Raw genomic sequence first — 15,383 nt, forward strand, 5'->3', positions numbered from 1 at the left:
GAGCCACCGTAGGAGGGCGACGGCCCGCCGGTCTTGAAGGAAACGGACAGCCGACGTTCGGGGTGTGCACGGGGGGACGCTTCTTCGCGAACGCATCGCCGGGCCCGGGACCACCCCGCTGACCAGGGCCCGGGGTGTTCAGTCCTCGCCCAGGCCGGAGCGGAGGCCGTTCAGGTCGGGTCCGACGCCGTTCCGCGGATCGTGCCCGTCACCGGACGTGACCACGGTGACCCGGTGGCGGGTCTCCGGCGCCACGTCCTCGCGGCCGTTGACCACCTTCGACGCGGTCGGCACCGAGACGCCCGCTTCCTTGGCCAGATACACGCTGAAGGGGTTGATCAGGCAGGGGATCAGCATGGCCCACGGGGTGTCCACCATGCCGATCGCGGAGAACAGCAGGTACAGCGGGAGCGTGAGCAGGGCGATCGGGATCAGGAACGAGCCCACGACACAGGCGAAGATCACCCCCCGCCCCGGGAAGTCGAAGCGGGCCAGGCCGTAGCCCGCCGCGAGCGCGACCAGCGTGCCGCCGAGCGAGCCGGCACCGGCGTACAGCAGCGAGTTGGCCGTCCAGCGCAGGAAGACGCCGTCCTGGTAGGTGAACACCTCGCGCAGGTTGTCCCACAGATGCCAGCCCGAGAACCACAGGCCGTTGCTCTGGTAGAGCGCGGTGCGGTCCTTGGTCGCGCTGACGATCAGCCACCACACCGGGAACAGGCTGTAGGCACTGGCCAGGGTCAGGCCGATGAGGAGGAAGCGCTGGGCGCCGCGCCCGCGGGAGGCCGTGTCCGGGCGGGACAGGCGCCGCACGCCGCGGGCGGGCGGTCGCCCGGCGGGGGCTTCGGTGACCGCCATCAGTCGGCCTCCTTCGAGGTGAACCGGTGGAAGAGGAAGGAGGCCACGCCCAGGATCAGGGCGAGCAGCACCGACAGGGCGGCGGCGTAGTGGTAGTCGCCGGAGGTGAACGCCTGGTTGTAGATGATCACGATGGGGGTGAAGCTGTCGCTGACCGTCTGTGGGGTGACGTTCCGGAACAGCGCGGGCTCGTTGAAGATCTGCAGCATCTGGATGATCGACAGCAGCCCGGTGAGGACCAGGGCACCGCGCACGTACGGCACCTTGATGCTCCGTGCGATCCGGATCTCCGAGGCGCCGTCGAGGCGGGCCGCCTCGAACAGCTCACGCCGGACGCCCTGGAGCGCCGAGTAGATGATCACCATGTTGTAGCCGATGCCGTGCCAGGTCAGCAGGTTGCCGTGCCGCGGTCTGCTGAGGACCGCCGGCGGACTCACCGCCGCACTCGCCCTCGGCACCGCCGTGACCGCCACCACCGCGGACGCGGCCCCGGCCACCTTCACCCACCGCGGCATGCTGCACAACGCCGGCGACATCAACCGCGCCAAGGTCAGGGTCGCCGCCGGCACCGACCCCTGGCTGTCCGGCTGGAACAGGCTGACCGCCAACTCCCACTCCGCGTCCACCTGGACACCCAACCCCCAGGCCACCGTCATCCGCGGCGGCACCGGCGAGAACTAAGGCATCCTCTACAACGACATCGCCGCCGCCTACCGGAGCGCCCTGCGCTGGAAGGTCGGCGGCACCGAGGCCAACGCCCAGTGCGCCGACCGGATCCTCAACGCCTGGTCGTCCACCCTCACCACCGTCACCGGCAACGCCGACCGCTTCCTCGCCGCGGGCATCTACGGCTGGCAGTTCGCCAACGCGGCCGAACTCATGTGGGACTACGGCGCTTTCGACCTCGCCGCCTTTCGGCAGATGATGGCCACGGTCTTCTACCCGCTCAACAACCAGTTCCTCACCGGCCACAACGACGCCTGCATCACCAACTACTGGGCGAACTTGGACCTGTGCAACACGGCCTCCGTCCTGGCCATCGGCATCCTCAACGACGACGCCGCGAAGTACGACCAGGCCGTCACCTACTTCAAGTCCGGTGCCGGGAACGGCTGCATCGAGCACGCGGTGCCCTACCTGTACACCGACTCCGACGGCTATGCCCTCGGCCAGTGGCAGGAGTCCGGTCGCGACCAGGGCCACACCATCATGGGCATGGGCCAGATGGGCACCATCTGCGAGATGGCCTGGAACCAGGGCGACGACCTGTACTCGTACGACAGCCGGCGCTTCATGAAGGCCGCCCAGTACGTCGCGAAGTACAACATCGGCCAGGACGCCCCCTGCACCACCTATACCTGGGGCAGCGGCCAGAACTGCGCCCATCAGTCCCAGACCGTCATCGGCTCTGGCTCCCGCGGCCAGGTCCGCCCGGTCTGGGCGATGCTCCATTTCCACTACAACCGCCGCCTGTACCTGGACGACAAGTACATCTCGGCCATGTACTACAACCCCGTCGCCCCTGAAGGAGGAGGCGGCGACTACGGCTCCACCAGCGGCGGGTACGACCAGCTCGGCTTCGGCACGCTGATGTACGCAAAGTAGTGCACTGGTAACCCACCGTGCCTCTGTCGCCCGAACGGCCCTCCCGCGCGCCCGTGCGCCGGAATACCGGACGCGTCCGTGGTGCTCTGTTGCTACACGGTGCGCGAGGGCGCGGCGAAGGGCTGGTGGGCGATGGCGGCGGACCGGACGAACCCCGAGACCAGGCCCGAGAACAGGCATGAGGCCGGGCCCGAGGTGCGGACACCGTACGGGGCCGTGCGCGGCCGGTACGAGCGCGGCGTCGCGGTGTTCCGAGGGATCCCGTACGCCGCCCCGCCCTTCGGGCCCCGGCGGTTCCGCCCGCCCGAGCCGCCCGAGCCCTGGGACGGGGTGCGCGACGCCGGCGTGTTCGGGCCCACAGCGCCGAAACCGCCGTACTCCGAGGCCTTCGCCCGGTACCTGTCCGACCCCGAGATCCCCGGCGACGACTGCCTCAACCTCAACGTCTGGACCCCCGACCCGGGCTCCGGCGCCCGCCTCCCGGTCCTGGTCTGGCTCCACGGCGGCGGCCTGACCCGGGGCTCCTCGGCCGTGCCCGTCTACGACGGCACCGCCTTCGCCCGGAACGGTGTCGTCTGCGTCTCCCTCAACTACCGTCTGGGCGTGGAGGGTTACGGGCTCTTCCCGGACGCCCCGCCCAACCCGGGCCTGCGCGACCAGCTCGCCGCCCTGCGCTGGGTGCACGACGCGATCGGCGCCTTCGGCGGCGATCCCGACCGGATCACCCTGTGCGGCCAGTCGGCGGGTGCCATCAGCGCCGGCGCCCTGCTCGCCGCCCCGCAGAGCCAGGGCCTCGTCCGGCGCGCGGTGCTGCAGAGCGGACCGCCCGAGTCCCTCGACCGCGACAAAGTACGGCGCATGGTGCGCCGCATGGCCAACCGGCTGAAGATACCCGCCACCGCCGAGGCCTTCGCCGCCGTCGACCGTGACCTGCTGCTGCGCACCCAGGCCGACGTCGGCCGGCTCGGCAGCCCGATCCTCGGCGGACCCGCGTTCGGCATCGTCATGGACGGTGACCTCGTCCCCCGGGACCCGCTGCAGGCCCTGATCGACGGCGAGGCGGCCCCGGGCGTCGAACTCCTCATGGGCTGGACGCGCGACGAGTACCGGCTCTGGCTGGTCCCCGGCGGCCTGCTGGAGCACGTCGACCGGCTCGGCCACGTCGCCCTCGCCGGCGCCATGGCCCGCTGCCACACCGGCCACGAGGTGCCGCGCGGCTACCGCGTCCTGAACCCCGACGCGGGTACCGCCGAGATCGTCGGCCAGATGGTCACCGACCACCTGCTGCGCGTCCCGCTGCACCGCCTCGCCGACGCCCGCCCCGGCACCTGCCACCTCTACGAGTTCGCCTGGCCCTCCCGGCTCCCCGGCCTCGGCGCCTGCCACGCCCTGGAACTGGGCTTCGTCTTCGACACCGGCGACGCCCCCGAGTCCAGGAAACTGGCCGGAGAGGGCGCCTCGCGGGACCTGTGCACCGCGATGCACTCGGCCTGGGTCCGCTTCGCGACGACAGGTGACCCCGGCTGGCAGCCCTGGGACGGGTCCCATCCGGTGCGGATCTTCGGCGACGGTGGACCGTATACCGCATACGGTCCACGAGATGCGGAGGTCGCTCTCTGGTCGGCCGCCCCCGTCCTCACCGCCCCGGAGCCCCGCCCCGCCACGGACATCCGGGCGCCGGGAGCGGAGTGGGCAGCGGCGGTGCGGCGACTGCGGCGGTCGGTGGGGGCACTGCGACGCTGAACGCCGCCGACCGCCGGGTCCGCCGTGGACGGTCCGCCGTGGACGGTCCGCGGTACGCGGTCGATTGTCTACGGCCGTCAGCCGCCCGTCGTATCACCCACGGCCCTCGCCCCGATTCCCGCGACCGACTCCCGCACCACCACATGTGTACCCAGCAGCAGATGCTCGCCGGGGGAGTCCGCGGGGTGGCCGAGGGCGGTGCGCACGGCGAGCCGGCCCAGTTCCCCGTAGGGAACGTGCACGGTGGGCAGCGCCGGGCGCAGATCGCGGGCGAACGGTATGTCGTCGCACCCCGCCAGGGACACGTCCCCGGGCACGTCGAGCCCGGCCTCGCGCAGCGCGGTCAGGGCGCCCGCGGCGACCATGTCGGTCGCGGCCACCACGGCCGAGAAGTCCAGCTCCCGCTCCAGCGCCCTGCGCATCAGCCACTACCCCGAGTCGCGGGTGAAGTCGCCGTGCAGCAGCTCCGGGTCCGGCTCCAGACCGCGGGCCCGGTGCGCGCCCAGGTAGCCGCGTTCGCGGCCCTGCGCCGTCATGTGGTCCGGCTTGCCACCGAGGAACAGCACCCGCCGGTGGCCCTGGGCGAGGACATGGGACACCAGCGCATGGGCCCCGCCCTCGTTGTCGTACTCGATAACCGTCACCGGCGCGCCCGGACCGAGCGGTGGCCGCCCGCACAACACCAGCCGGGAACCGGCCGCGGCCAGCGAGTCGGCGATACGGCGCGTGCGCCCGCGGTACTCGGCGGTGTCCGCCGCACCGCCGGCCAGGATCACCGCGGCCGCCCGTTGAGCGCGCATCGTCTCGATGAAATCGAGTTCCTGCCGCAGGTCCCCGTCGGTGCTGCACACCAGGCACAGATGCCCGAGCCGCGCGGCCTCGCGCTCCACTCCCCGCGCCATGTGCGCGAACGACGGTCCGGTGATGTCCTCCAGCACGAACGCCGGCGTCGGCGTACCCGCCCCAGCGACGGCCTTCGCGCGCGCGTCGGCCACGTAGTCCATCTCGCGCACGGCGCGCAGCACCCGGGACCGGGTGGCCGCACTCACCGGATACACCCCGCCGAGCACCCGGGACACGGTCGACGCGGACACCCCGGCCCGCGGCGCCACGTCCCGGATCGGGCTCCGCCCGACGGCCTCGCTCCTCCTGGTCATCCCCGCCCCTTCGCAATCCCTCGGGAACTGCGGCAACACGGGGAGCAACCGGTGCCCACGCGGGAGGCTGGTGCCCCGGCAGGTGACGTTTGCCCGTCAGGGAGCGGCGTCCGGTGCGTGCTGTCGGCGTGCCGGCCGGAAGTCCTCGTACTGGGCGTACGTGGGCTTTCGGCCGGTGCGGCGAGTGGGGGCACCTCCCGCGCAGCGGGGGAGCGTGCCGGGCGTCGCGACGGGGCGAACGTCGCCTGTTGGGCCACTAGCGGTCGCGAGGTGCGCGGGCCAGTGCCGTGCGGAGACCGCCGGCCTGCGCACCGGGCCGCTAGGCGGCGCGCACCACGTGCCCGATCGACTCGATCGCCTCCGGCCCCACCCGGCAGCACCCGCCGATGAGCCGCGCCCCGGCGTCCTGCCACGCCTTCACCTGCTCCACGGCGAACCGCGACCGCCCCGTCCAGGCCCGGGCTCCGGCGTCCCAGGCCTCCCCGCTGTTGGGATAGACCACGACCGGCTTGCCGGTGACCCGCGCCGCGATCTCCGCCGCGGGCGCCACGTCCTGCGGGGCGCAGCAGTTCACGCCCACCGCGACCACCTCGTCCACGGCCGCGGCCGGGGCGAACGCCTCCTCCAGCGGCTGCCCGGCACGGGTGTGCGTACCGTCGACCGTGTACGAAAGCCAGGCCGGTACGCCCAGCCCGCGCACCGCCCGGAGCAGCGCGGCCCCCTCGTCGGCGTCCGGCACCGTCTCCAGCGCGAGGACATCCGGACGGGCGGCGGCCAGCACCTCCATGCGCGGCCGGTGAAAGCGTTCCAGCTCCGCCACGCTCAGCCCGTAGCGGCCCCGGTACTCGGCGCCGTCCGCCAGCATCGCTCCGTACGGCCCGACCGAGGCCGCCACCCACAGCGGCCGCGTGACCCCCGCCTCCCCGGCCCGTCGAGCGGCCGCGCGTGCCAGCTCCACGCTCAGAGCGAGGAGCCGCGCCGCCTCGTCACGCCCGATGCCGCGCCGGGCGAAGCCCTCGAAGGTGGCCTGGTAGCTCGCGGTGATCGCGACGTCCGCACCCGCCAGGAAGTAGGCGAGATGCGCCTCGGTCACCGCGTCCGGCTGTTCCGCGAGCAGCCGCGCCGACCACAGTTCGTCGCTCAGGTCGTGCCCGGCCGCCTCCAGTTGGTTGGACATGCCGCCGTCGAGGACGACCGTCCCGGCGGCGAGTGCGTCGGTGAGGCGGGGGAAGGTGCTGCTGCTGGTCATGTCATGACGTTAGTGGAAGCGGAGCCGGGGCAGGCAGCGGTGTCACATCGCCGCGCTCGCGGTCGCCGTCGTCGGGTACGTCGACCATGTGCTCGAAGGGCTGGTGGCGCTCGGCGCGCTGTGGCTGCCGGCCGCCGCGAACTGCCGGATACGCGGCCGCCGCGTACGACGCCTATCTGCACGGTCTGCGGGCGAGCGGCTGGCGCGGCGACGAGGCGCAGGTCCGGCTGGCCGTGTGTGCCTCCGCGGTGAAGTACGAGTGACTGGCTCACCGCGCTGATGCTCACCCGGGCGGGGGAGCGGCAACTGGACTACGGCGGCGGTCGCCCGGTCCCGGCCGCACTGCGCTGCCGCGAACGGGGCGCGGTGCTCGTGTTCCTCGCGGAATGGGCCCGCGAGGCCCGCACCCTGGCGGTACGCCTCGGCTTCCCGCAGGCACCCAGCGGATGGTGACGCCCGCCCGCCGCCGTCGTCCGGTCCCTGCGTGTGGGGACTGCCCGCCACCCCCGCCGCCGGCCACCCACCGCCCCAGCTGACTGTCACCCGCCCCCCCCGCTGACCGCCGCCCGCCGTCCGCGCCGAGCACCACCCGGCACCCGCGATGAAAGGGCTTTCCCTTCCCCTCGCCTGACCCATTGACCCCGCCGTGGCCCACCCTTACCTTTTCGGCGTTCGGGATCACAGATGACGTACGAAATCTCAGACAGTGCTTACGGAGGCAGTCCGCATGAGCCGCGACCCCGACCGGCCCGAAGTCCCCGGCCGCAGAGTGATGCTGGAGGGCGCCGCCCTGGCCGCGGGTGCCCTGGCCACCGTTCCCGGTACGGCCGAGGCCGCCCCCGCCCACGGCCCCGAGAAAACGGCTTCCTACGCCAACCCCCTGATCCTCCAGCGCGCCGATCCGCACATCACACGCCACACCGACGGCCGCTACTACTTCACGGCCACCGTCCCCGAGTACGACCGCATCGTCCTGCGCCGCTCCCGCACCCTGAACGGTCTGGCCGCGGCCGCCGAGTCCGTGATCTGGCGGGCGCACGCCACCGGTCCGATGGGCGCGCACATCTGGGCGCCCGAACTGCACCGCATCGGCGGCAAGTGGTACATCTACTTCGCCGCGGCGCCGGCCGAGGACGTGTGGGCGATCCGGATCTGGGTGCTGGAGAACGCCGACCAGGACCCGTTCCAGGGGACTTGGACCGAGCGGGGCCGGATCCGCACCGCCTGGGAGACGTTCTCCCTCGACGCCACCACCTTCAAGCACCGCGGCACCCGCTACCTGGTCTGGGCCCAGCACGAGCCCGGCGCGGACAACAACACCGCGCTGTGGATCTCGCGGATGGCCAGCCCCTGGGCCCTCACCGGGCCACAAGTGCGCCTGTCCACACCGGAGTTCGACTGGGAGTGCATCGGCTACAAGGTCAACGAGGGCCCCTGCGTCCTGCAGCGCCACGGCCGGATCTTCCTCACCTACTCCGCCAGCGCCACCGACCAGCACTACTGCGTGGGCCTGCTGACCGCCGACGCCGACAGCGACCCCACGGACGCCCGGAGCTGGACCAAGTCGCCCGTCCCGGTGTTCACCGGCAACGACACCACCCACCAGTACGGCCCCGGCCACAACTGCTTCACCGTCACCGAGGACGGACGCGGTGACGTCCTCGTCTACCACGCCCGTCAGTACAAGGAGATCACCGGAGATCCCCTGCACGACCCCAACCGGCACACCCGGATCCAGAGGCTCGGCTGGAAGCCGGACGGCACCCCGGACCTCGGTGTGCCCGTCGCCGACACCGTGAAGGAGAGTTGAGATGAGACGCGTGTACGCCCTCCTGCTCGCCCTGTGCTGCGCCCTGGCCGCGGCGCTGACGGCGGCCGGACCCGCACAGGCGGCGCCCCAGGCCCTCACCACCGGGGCGCAGCTCACCGACACGTCGGGCAGCGCCGTACAGGCCCACGGCGGCGGTGTCATCAAGGTCGGCCCCTACTACTACTGGTTCGGCGAGGACCGCAACAGCGACAACACCTTCCGGTACGTCGACGCCTACCGCTCCACCGACCTGAAGAACTGGGAGTTCCGCAACCACGTCCTGACCCAGTCCAGCGCCGCGGAGCTGCAGACGGCCTACATCGAGCGCCCGAAAGTCATCTACAACACTTCCACCGGGAAGTTCGTGATGTGGATGCACAAGGAGAACGGCGTCGACTACACCCAGGCCCGCGCGGCCGTCGCCGTCTCCGACACGGTCGACGGCGGCTACACCTACCAGGGCAGCTTCCAGCCCCTGGGCCGGTACCAGTCCCGCGACATGACCACGTTCGTCGACACCGACGGCACCGCTTACCTGGTCTCGTCCGCGAACAACAACTACGACCTCCACATCTACCGGCTCACCGCCGACTACACCGGCATCGACAGCCTGGTCGCCAACCCCTGGCCGGGCGGCCACCGGGAGGCCCCGGCGCTGTTCAAACGCGGCGGCGTCTACTTCATGCTGACCTCGGGTGCCACCGGGTGGAACCCCAACCAGCAGCAGTACGCCACCGCCACCTCCGTCGCCGGGCCCTGGACCTCCTGGAGCAACGTCGGCGACTCCACCGCGTACGGCTCGCAGACGGCGTACGTCCTTGCCGTGCAGGGCAGTTCGGGCACCTCGTACCTCTACATGGGCGACCGCTGGGGCAACTCCTTCGGCGGCACGGTCAACGACTCGCGCTACGTCTGGCTGCCGCTGGCCTTCCCGGCCTCCACCTCGATGTCCATGTCCTGGTACCCGGAGATCACCGTCGACACCGCCTCCGGAACCGTCACCGGCACCAGCGCCACGTACCACACGCTCATCGCCCGGCACAGCTCCAAGTGCGCCGACGTGCCGAACCAGTCCCTGTGGCAGGGCGTGGCCGTCAGCCAGTACACCTGCAACGGCGGCGGGAACCAGAAATGGTGGTTCAAGGATCTCGGAAACGGCTACTACAGCCTGCTCGGCCGGGGCGGCTCGCTGTGCCTGCAGGAGAACGCGAGCGACGTCACGCAGGAGAACTGCACCGGCGCCACGGCCCAGCAGTGGTCGGTCGTCACCTCGGGCTCGTACGTGAACATCAAGGCCCGCACGACCGGCGAGTGCCTGGACGTGTCCGGCGCGTCCACCGCCGACTCGGCCGCGATCATCACCTACACCTGCAACGGCGGACCGAACCAGCAGTGGACGCGGGGGACCTGACGGCGGATCGGTGACCTCAGGCCAGCAGGTCGATGGCGTCGATCGACGTGCCCGCGCTCAGGTAGCCCGTCGTTCCCGAACCGCTCACGATGTTGATCTTCAGCACGTTGTACTGGCTGGTGTCCGTGAGCCACGCACTGGCCGGGACGCTGTAGGTGAACGTGTGGTTGTTGCCCCGGTAGGAGCCCACCGTCAGAGACCGGGTGCTCGGCTGGGTGGGCGGGGAGGGGATCGGCGACGTCCAGTTGTTGACCGTGACCTGGGGCCGGCCGCCCGCGTAGGCCGTCGTCACGCCGATCCGCAGGGTGTGCGCGGCGGCGGCCTGCGCGGCGGTCAGCCGGAAGTAGACGATCAGGCCGCTGTTGACGTCCTTCCACAGGTAGCAGGGGAAGGCGGAGGTCTCGGTGCCGCTGCCGATCACCACGTTGCCGGTCCAGGCCGAGGCCCGCACGTCCGAGGGGTGCGCGTACGTCATCAGGTCGGCGTTCTTGAACCCGCCCGGCGTGCCGTCCCAGTCACCGATCCGCCAGACGGCGCTCGCGTTCGACGGGTCGTTGGACGACGGGACGGCGATCGTGTTCAGGGTGGTCGTCGCGCCCGCGGATACGGTCACCTGTGTACTGTATACAGCCAGCTCGCCCTTGTAGACGGTCAGCGTGTAGGTGCCCGGCAGGATCCTGGACACCGAGAAGTAGCCGTCGGACGCCCGCGCCGAACCCCAGTACTGCGCCGCCGCGTTGGCGAGTCCGACCGTGTACGGGTACGCCGTGTCCCGCCCGGTGATGCCGACGCCGGCGAGCCGGCCCCGGCCGCTGTCGGGGACGTACCCGGAGATGCCGAGCGAGTCGGCCCACGGCGTGGTGAGGGTGCCGTGGTACAGCGCGGACGAGGGTGCGCCGCCGTCGGTGAAGGCGATGACATAGGGGCCCTGGAGGCCGAAGCGCTCGGACTCGGTCTGGTTCTCGCCGTAGTAGAGGATCTCGTACAGCCCGCCGCCGTCGGCGCTCTGGTGGCGCAGCAGCGAGCGGTAGAAGGGGCCGCCGGATGCCTTCTCGTGGTTGCTGCGAACGATCCATAGCCCGACGCCGCCGGTGGTCCAGCCGATGTAGTCGTAGTCGATGACGCGGTGCTTCGAGTAGTGCTTGGAGCGGGTCTGGCCGTCGGACTCGGCGAAGACGTCGGACGCCTCGACGGTGCTGGTGGTGTACGTGTACGAGTCCGGTTCGTCGTTGAGGAACAGGCCCGCCTGCACCCGCACGATGAACCGGGTGGCGGTGACCGAGGAGTCGGCCTTGTTCGTCCACAGGTAGATGTTGTTCTCGCCGCTGCGGGCCGCGTAGTAGTGCCTGAGCGTGCCGTAGGCCACGGAGATCAGGATGGTCGAACCCGACTGGGCCAGTGTCACGGCGGAGGTGCCGAGGCCGGACTCGACGTGGGAGTTCTTGCCGCCGTAGCCCTGGTACTCGGTGCCCTTGTAGACCAGTGACGTCAGGTCGCCGTTGGTCTTGCTGACCTTGAAGACGAGGTTCGCGCCGGTGTCGACGACGTAGTGGGATCCGTCGTCGTTCCAGCCGAAGCCCGCCGCCGACGCGGAGCCGGCGAGCGGGCCGGCGAGGGCCGCGGTACCGGCGGCGGCCGCGGTACCGACGACGAAGGCGCGGCGGGTGACCGCGGCGTTCGGGGATCCGGACATGAGGGTGCCTCCTTCGGGAGGTCCGGGGAGTGCGGGTGTGAGGCAGAGTGACAGTTGAATCGATTTCGCGAAAGGGCTTTCGCTGCCTCGCAGTTGGCGACATTGTTAATTTTCCAAAAATCTAGAAAGCGCTTGTTCGACGCGGTACCGTCCACCGGCCGGACCTTCTCCACCGCCCGAGGAGTCACGAGTGAGACGTTTCAAGACGGTGCGCGGTGCCCTGCTGACCACGCTGACGCTCACCTTGTGCGCGACCCTGGCGGCACCCGCCCAGGGGCAGGCCCGCCCCGGTCCCCGGCCGCCCGGGCTGCGGAACTGCACGGACACCGGCTGCCACTTCGACGTTCCGCCGGGGACCTACGACGTCACGGTCCGGCTCGGCGGGCAGGCGGACTCCAGCACGGCCGTCACCGGCGAGACCCGGCGCGCCCTGCTCCCGGAGACCGCCGTCCCGGCCGGGGAACAGGTCACCCGCAGCTTCACCGTGAACGTCCGCACCCCCGAGGGCGAGCCGACCGGCCCCGCCGGGAACCCGGGCCTGGACCTGACGTTCGGCGGCTCCGCCCCCGCCCTCGCCGGCATCAGGGTCACCCCGGCCCGGCACGCCCGGCAGATCGTCCTGATCGGCGACTCCACCGTCTGCGACCAGCCCGCCGCCCCGTACTCCGGCTGGGGCCAACAGCTCCCGCGGTACCTGCGCAAGGGCCTGTCGGTCGCCAACTACGCCGATTCCGGCGAGAGTACGGTCACCTACCTGGCCAACCCGCTGCTGTGGGACACCGTCCAGCCGCTCATCCACCCCGGGGACCTCGTCCTCGTCCAGCTCGCCCACAACGACAAGACCACCGACGAGGCCACCTACCGGGCCAACCTGGAGACCATGGTCGCGGGCATCCGGGCCAAGGGCGGCGAGCCGGTGCTCGTCACCCCGATCGTGCGCCGCTGGTTCAACGCCGACGGCACCCTGGACAACGGCACGGCCCTGCTGGTCAACGGCCTCGGCGTCGACCTCCCGGCCGTCATGCGCTCCGTCGCCGCCGCCGAGCGCGTCCCGCTGATCGACCTCACGGCGAGGACGAAGGCGCTCGTGGAGTCCCTGGGCGTGGAGGGCTCCAAGACGATCTACCTCTACAACGAGAAGCGCGACAACACCCACACCTCCGTGCACGGGGCCACCGTCTACGCGGCCCTCGTCCGCGACGCGCTGGTCGCCCGACACCTGGTCCCCGAGGGCCGGGTGCGGGCGGCATGAGTTCCTGGGGCGCCCCGACCGGAACCGGGGCGCCCCAGGTCCGCGAGGCCCACGAGGGTCACCGGGGACGAGATAGGCAAGGGACGCGACGGGCCGAGGTGTGTGTCGCCGACCTCCCTCACCCCCGTCACGACCGGGTCGGGGCCGGCGCGGTTGCCCGCGGCCGTCAGCGGGGTCACATGCCCTCCGTCCGCCGCCGGCCGGGCGACCCGGAGCATGCCGCCGGGTGCGGCGGCGGTGGCGGGTGCGATGCCACCCGCGGGGGAAGTGGTGACCCAGGGGAGGGGTACGGGAACCTGGCGGGCCGGGACACGGCCGTGGCGGTGGCGGTCAGGCCGGCGGTGACGGGGCTACCCCGGCCGTGGTGTACCAGGCGCCCGGCGAGCGGCACCGCGGCGGCGAGCAGCGGTCTGCCGGGGAGCGGGGCTTCGCCGACGGCCCATTCTTCGGCGAGCGCCGAAGCGTCCGGTGCCTAGGGTGGCCGTATGACCGTGAAGCCGGCCGCGAGCGTGACCGCGTTCGCCGCACTGCACCACCGCCCGGGGGAGCCGCTGCTGCTCCCCAACGCCTGGGACCACGCCTCGGCCGCCCTCCTCGCCGCCCGGGGGTTCGCGGCGGTCGGTACCACCAGCCTGGCCGCTGCCGCCGGCCTGCCCGACGGCCGCGGCGCGACCCGCGAGCAGACCCTGGCCCTCGCCCGCGTCCTCGGCTCCGAGCCGTACTTCCTCTCGGTCGACGCCGAGGACGGCTTCTGCGACGACCCGGACGAAGTCGCCGCGCTGGCAAGCAGGTTGTGGTCCGCCGGGGTCGTCGGCGTCAACCTGGAGGACGGGCTGGGACCGGCCGCGCGGCACGCCGCGAAGATCGCCGCGGTGAAGGCCGCCGTGCCCGGCCTGTTCGTCAACGCCCGCACGGACACCCACTGGTCGGGCGACGGCGACGAGAAGGAGACCCTGCGCCGCCTCGACGCCTACCGACAGGCGGGCGCCGACGGGGTGTTCGTGCCCGGCCTCACCGACCCGGACCGGATCGGCGCCCTGGTGCGACAGGTGGACGCCCCGCTCAACATCCTCTACGCGCCCACCGGCCCCACGCTCTCCCGGCTCGCCGACCTCGGCGTCGCCCGGGTCAGCCTCGGCTCGTTCCTCTACCGGCGGGCGCTGGGGGCGGCGCTGGACGCGGTGGCCGACATCGCGGCCGGACGGGTGCCCGGCGGCACGACACCCGCCTATGCCGAGGTGTGCGCGCCGGACAGCAGCGTCTCGGTGAGCAGGGCGGCGAAGTCCTCGGGGTGATCCAGGGTGCCGAGATGCCCGCCCGGGAACTCCACGAAGGCTCCGCCGAGCCGACCGGCGAGGAACTCGGCGGTACGGTACAGGAGTTGGCCGCGCGAGTCGGCGCCGGCGGCGAGCGTGAGCCGGGGACCGGCGGCGGGCGGGGAGGGGACGTACGCCGTGAAGGGGCGCAGGACATGGGCGAGGAAGACCCCCATCGGCGTCGCCGACCCGCCCTCGGCGGGCGGCCGCCCGGCCCCGCCGAACTGCCCGAGCAATTCGGTCCGTCGATCCGCCCCGTCCGGCAGCACCGCCACACACGGCGGCTCGTGCGCCACCACGCCCGCCAGTCGCCCCGGGTGCCGGGCGAGCAGGTCGAGGACGGCGATGCCGCCGGAGCTGGTCCCGAAGACGTACGCCCGCTCGCCGGGCGGCAGCACCTCCGCCAGCAGCCGGTGCGCACCGTCGCTCCAGTTTGCCGGGTGCTGGTCCGGGACCGGCACGCCGAGCCTGCCGTGCGCGAGGCCCAGCGGGTCGTATGTCACCACCGTGAAGCGCCGCGCGAGCCGTTCCGTCAGCGGGCCGAGCCCCATGGGGTGTCCGGCGCCGCCCGGCACGATCAGCAGCACGGGACCGCGGCCCGTGACGTCGTGGGCCGGCGGTTCGGGCGTCGTGCTCATCCGATGTCGTCCTTCTCCTCGTGCGCCGCTCGCTCGCTCTCCGGCTCCCGGGGCCAGTGGGTGAGAGCGAGGTGCAGGGCTTCGACGGCCTTGTCCCAGGAGGCCCGGACGTCCCGCGCCGCGCCGAAGCCGCCGGCGGACTCCAGGGCGCAGTAGCCGTGGAAGGTGCTGCGCAGCAGGCGTACGGCGTCCGTCAGATCGGGTTCGCCGAGGCCGTAGGCGCGCAGCATGCCGTAGGTGATCTCGGCGGTACGGCGCATGGCGGGCGAGTCGGCGATCAGGGACTGGTCGACGCGGATCTGGGTGGCCGCGTACCGGCCGGGGTGCTCCAGGGCGTAGGAGCGGTACGCCCCGGCGAAGGCGGTCAGCGCGTCCTTGCCGGCCCGTCCGGCCACGGCCAGGGCGATCCGGTCGATCAGCTCGCCCCCGGCGTGCAACGCGAGCCGGGTGCGCAGATCGTCCAGGCCCCTGACGTGCGAGTACAGGCTCGCGTCCTTCACCCCGAAGCGGCGGGCCAGCGCGGACAGGCTGACGTTCTCGAACCCCGCCTCGTCGGCGAGGTCGGCCGCCGCCGCGATCAGCCGGTCGGCGGTGAGTCCCGCACGCGCCATGGTCCGACACCTCCTCCTTGGATACCTAGGCTTTATCCTAGGG

The 15,383-nt window shown here is 72.1% G+C and carries 11 protein-coding genes and 4 pseudogenes; 8 read left to right on the plus strand and 7 right to left on the minus strand.

What is annotated here, in order from left to right; all coding sequences use genetic code 11:
• Nucleotides 1-219: 219 nt before the first annotated feature.
• Nucleotides 220-855: pseudogene (locus tag ACZ60X_RS05590) on the minus strand (LacI family DNA-binding transcriptional regulator); the annotation flags it as partial.
• A pseudogene (locus ACZ60X_RS05595) lies at nt 855-1,265 on the minus strand (carbohydrate ABC transporter permease); the annotation flags it as partial. The pseudogenes ACZ60X_RS05595 and ACZ60X_RS05590, both read right to left, overlap by 1 nt.
• Between ACZ60X_RS05595 and ACZ60X_RS05600 the strand changes: the two are divergent.
• Nucleotides 1,231-2,460, plus strand: a pseudogene (locus tag ACZ60X_RS05600) (alginate lyase family protein). The pseudogenes ACZ60X_RS05595 and ACZ60X_RS05600 sit on opposite strands and share 35 nt — an antisense overlap.
• A gap of 132 nt (nt 2,461-2,592) precedes the next feature.
• Nucleotides 2,593-4,203 carry a carboxylesterase/lipase family protein gene (locus ACZ60X_RS05605; protein WP_469594384.1) on the plus strand — a complete coding sequence of 537 codons (1,611 nt, stop codon included), beginning with the start codon at nt 2,593-2,595 and terminating at the stop codon, nt 4,201-4,203.
• A gap of 77 nt (nt 4,204-4,280) precedes the next feature.
• Here the strand turns inward: ACZ60X_RS05605 and ACZ60X_RS05610 are convergent.
• Nucleotides 4,281-5,360 (minus strand): annotated as a pseudogene (locus tag ACZ60X_RS05610) (LacI family DNA-binding transcriptional regulator).
• Nucleotides 5,361-5,679: 319 nt separating this feature from the next.
• A complete protein-coding gene (gene mmuM, locus ACZ60X_RS05615; protein ID WP_469593639.1) occupies nt 5,680-6,609 on the minus strand; it encodes a homocysteine S-methyltransferase in 930 nt (309 codons plus the stop codon).
• Nucleotides 6,610-6,695: 86 nt separating this feature from the next.
• Here mmuM and ACZ60X_RS05620 point away from each other — a divergent pair, with 86 nt between their 5' ends.
• The 4 genes from ACZ60X_RS05620 to ACZ60X_RS05635 all read left to right on the plus strand — a co-directional run bounded on the left by ACZ60X_RS05620 (nt 6,696) and on the right by ACZ60X_RS05635 (nt 9,830).
• Nucleotides 6,696-6,872: a hypothetical protein gene (locus tag ACZ60X_RS05620; RefSeq protein ID WP_469593642.1), complete on the plus strand. Its 177-nt coding sequence runs from the start codon at nt 6,696-6,698 to the stop codon at nt 6,870-6,872.
• A gap of 16 nt (nt 6,873-6,888) precedes the next feature.
• Entirely contained in the window at nt 6,889-7,062 is a 174-nt protein-coding gene (locus tag ACZ60X_RS05625) for a hypothetical protein (RefSeq protein WP_469593645.1), read from the plus strand.
• 274 nt (nt 7,063-7,336) lie between these two features.
• A complete protein-coding gene (locus ACZ60X_RS05630; protein WP_469593647.1) occupies nt 7,337-8,419 on the plus strand; it encodes a glycoside hydrolase family 43 protein in 1,083 nt (360 codons plus the stop codon).
• A 1-nt stretch (nt 8,420) separates the two neighbouring features.
• The gene (locus tag ACZ60X_RS05635; protein ID WP_469593650.1) at nt 8,421-9,830 is read left to right on the plus strand and encodes an RICIN domain-containing protein; all 1,410 of its coding nucleotides are present in this window, start codon (nt 8,421-8,423) and stop codon (nt 9,828-9,830) included.
• Nucleotides 9,831-9,846: 16 nt separating this feature from the next.
• Here the strand turns inward: ACZ60X_RS05635 and ACZ60X_RS05640 are convergent, their stop codons facing one another.
• The gene (locus ACZ60X_RS05640; protein ID WP_469593652.1) at nt 9,847-11,523 is read right to left on the minus strand and encodes a rhamnogalacturonan lyase B N-terminal domain-containing protein; all 1,677 of its coding nucleotides are present in this window, start codon (nt 11,521-11,523) and stop codon (nt 9,847-9,849) included.
• Nucleotides 11,524-11,713: 190 nt separating this feature from the next.
• On the opposite strand from ACZ60X_RS05640, the gene ACZ60X_RS05645 reads away from it, so the two are divergent.
• A complete protein-coding gene (locus ACZ60X_RS05645) occupies nt 11,714-12,775 on the plus strand; it encodes a rhamnogalacturonan acetylesterase (RefSeq protein ID WP_469593655.1) in 1,062 nt (353 codons plus the stop codon).
• A gap of 485 nt (nt 12,776-13,260) precedes the next feature.
• Nucleotides 13,261-14,070 carry an isocitrate lyase/PEP mutase family protein gene (locus ACZ60X_RS05650; RefSeq protein ID WP_469593657.1) on the plus strand — a complete coding sequence of 270 codons (810 nt, stop codon included), beginning with the start codon at nt 13,261-13,263 and terminating at the stop codon, nt 14,068-14,070.
• Here the strand turns inward: ACZ60X_RS05650 and ACZ60X_RS05655 are convergent.
• Together ACZ60X_RS05655 and ACZ60X_RS05660 are read right to left on the minus strand one after the other, a co-directional pair.
• The gene (locus ACZ60X_RS05655) at nt 14,004-14,729 is read right to left on the minus strand and encodes an alpha/beta fold hydrolase (protein WP_469593660.1); all 726 of its coding nucleotides are present in this window, start codon (nt 14,727-14,729) and stop codon (nt 14,004-14,006) included. The two genes, ACZ60X_RS05650 and ACZ60X_RS05655, sit on opposite strands and share 67 nt — an antisense overlap.
• Entirely contained in the window at nt 14,726-15,340 is a 615-nt protein-coding gene (locus ACZ60X_RS05660) for a TetR/AcrR family transcriptional regulator (RefSeq protein ID WP_469593663.1), read from the minus strand. The genes ACZ60X_RS05655 and ACZ60X_RS05660 overlap by 4 nt, the downstream gene beginning before the upstream one ends.
• Nucleotides 15,341-15,383: the final 43 nt, after the last annotated feature.

The organism is Streptomyces sp. NPDC104106, assembly GCF_055584345.1.

Excerpts from the sequence above, each read along its gene's own strand:
- ACZ60X_RS05650 (WP_469593657.1), top strand. The coding sequence starts at position 13,261 with ATGACCGTGAAGCCGGCCGCGAGCGTGACCGCGTTCGCCGCACTGCAC.
- ACZ60X_RS05620 (WP_469593642.1), top strand. The coding sequence starts at position 6,696 with ATGTGCTCGAAGGGCTGGTGGCGCTCGGCGCGCTGTGGCTGCCGGCCG.
- ACZ60X_RS05660 (WP_469593663.1), bottom strand. The coding sequence starts at position 15,340 with ATGGCGCGTGCGGGACTCACCGCCGACCGGCTGATCGCGGCGGCGGCC.
- ACZ60X_RS05605 (WP_469594384.1), top strand. The coding sequence starts at position 2,593 with ATGGCGGCGGACCGGACGAACCCCGAGACCAGGCCCGAGAACAGGCAT.
- ACZ60X_RS05635 (WP_469593650.1), top strand. The coding sequence starts at position 8,421 with ATGAGACGCGTGTACGCCCTCCTGCTCGCCCTGTGCTGCGCCCTGGCC.
- mmuM (WP_469593639.1), bottom strand. The coding sequence starts at position 6,609 with ATGACCAGCAGCAGCACCTTCCCCCGCCTCACCGACGCACTCGCCGCC.
- ACZ60X_RS05625 (WP_469593645.1), top strand. The coding sequence starts at position 6,889 with ATGCTCACCCGGGCGGGGGAGCGGCAACTGGACTACGGCGGCGGTCGC.
- ACZ60X_RS05630 (WP_469593647.1), top strand. The coding sequence starts at position 7,337 with ATGAGCCGCGACCCCGACCGGCCCGAAGTCCCCGGCCGCAGAGTGATG.
- ACZ60X_RS05655 (WP_469593660.1), bottom strand. The coding sequence starts at position 14,729 with ATGAGCACGACGCCCGAACCGCCGGCCCACGACGTCACGGGCCGCGGT.
- ACZ60X_RS05640 (WP_469593652.1), bottom strand. The coding sequence starts at position 11,523 with ATGTCCGGATCCCCGAACGCCGCGGTCACCCGCCGCGCCTTCGTCGTC.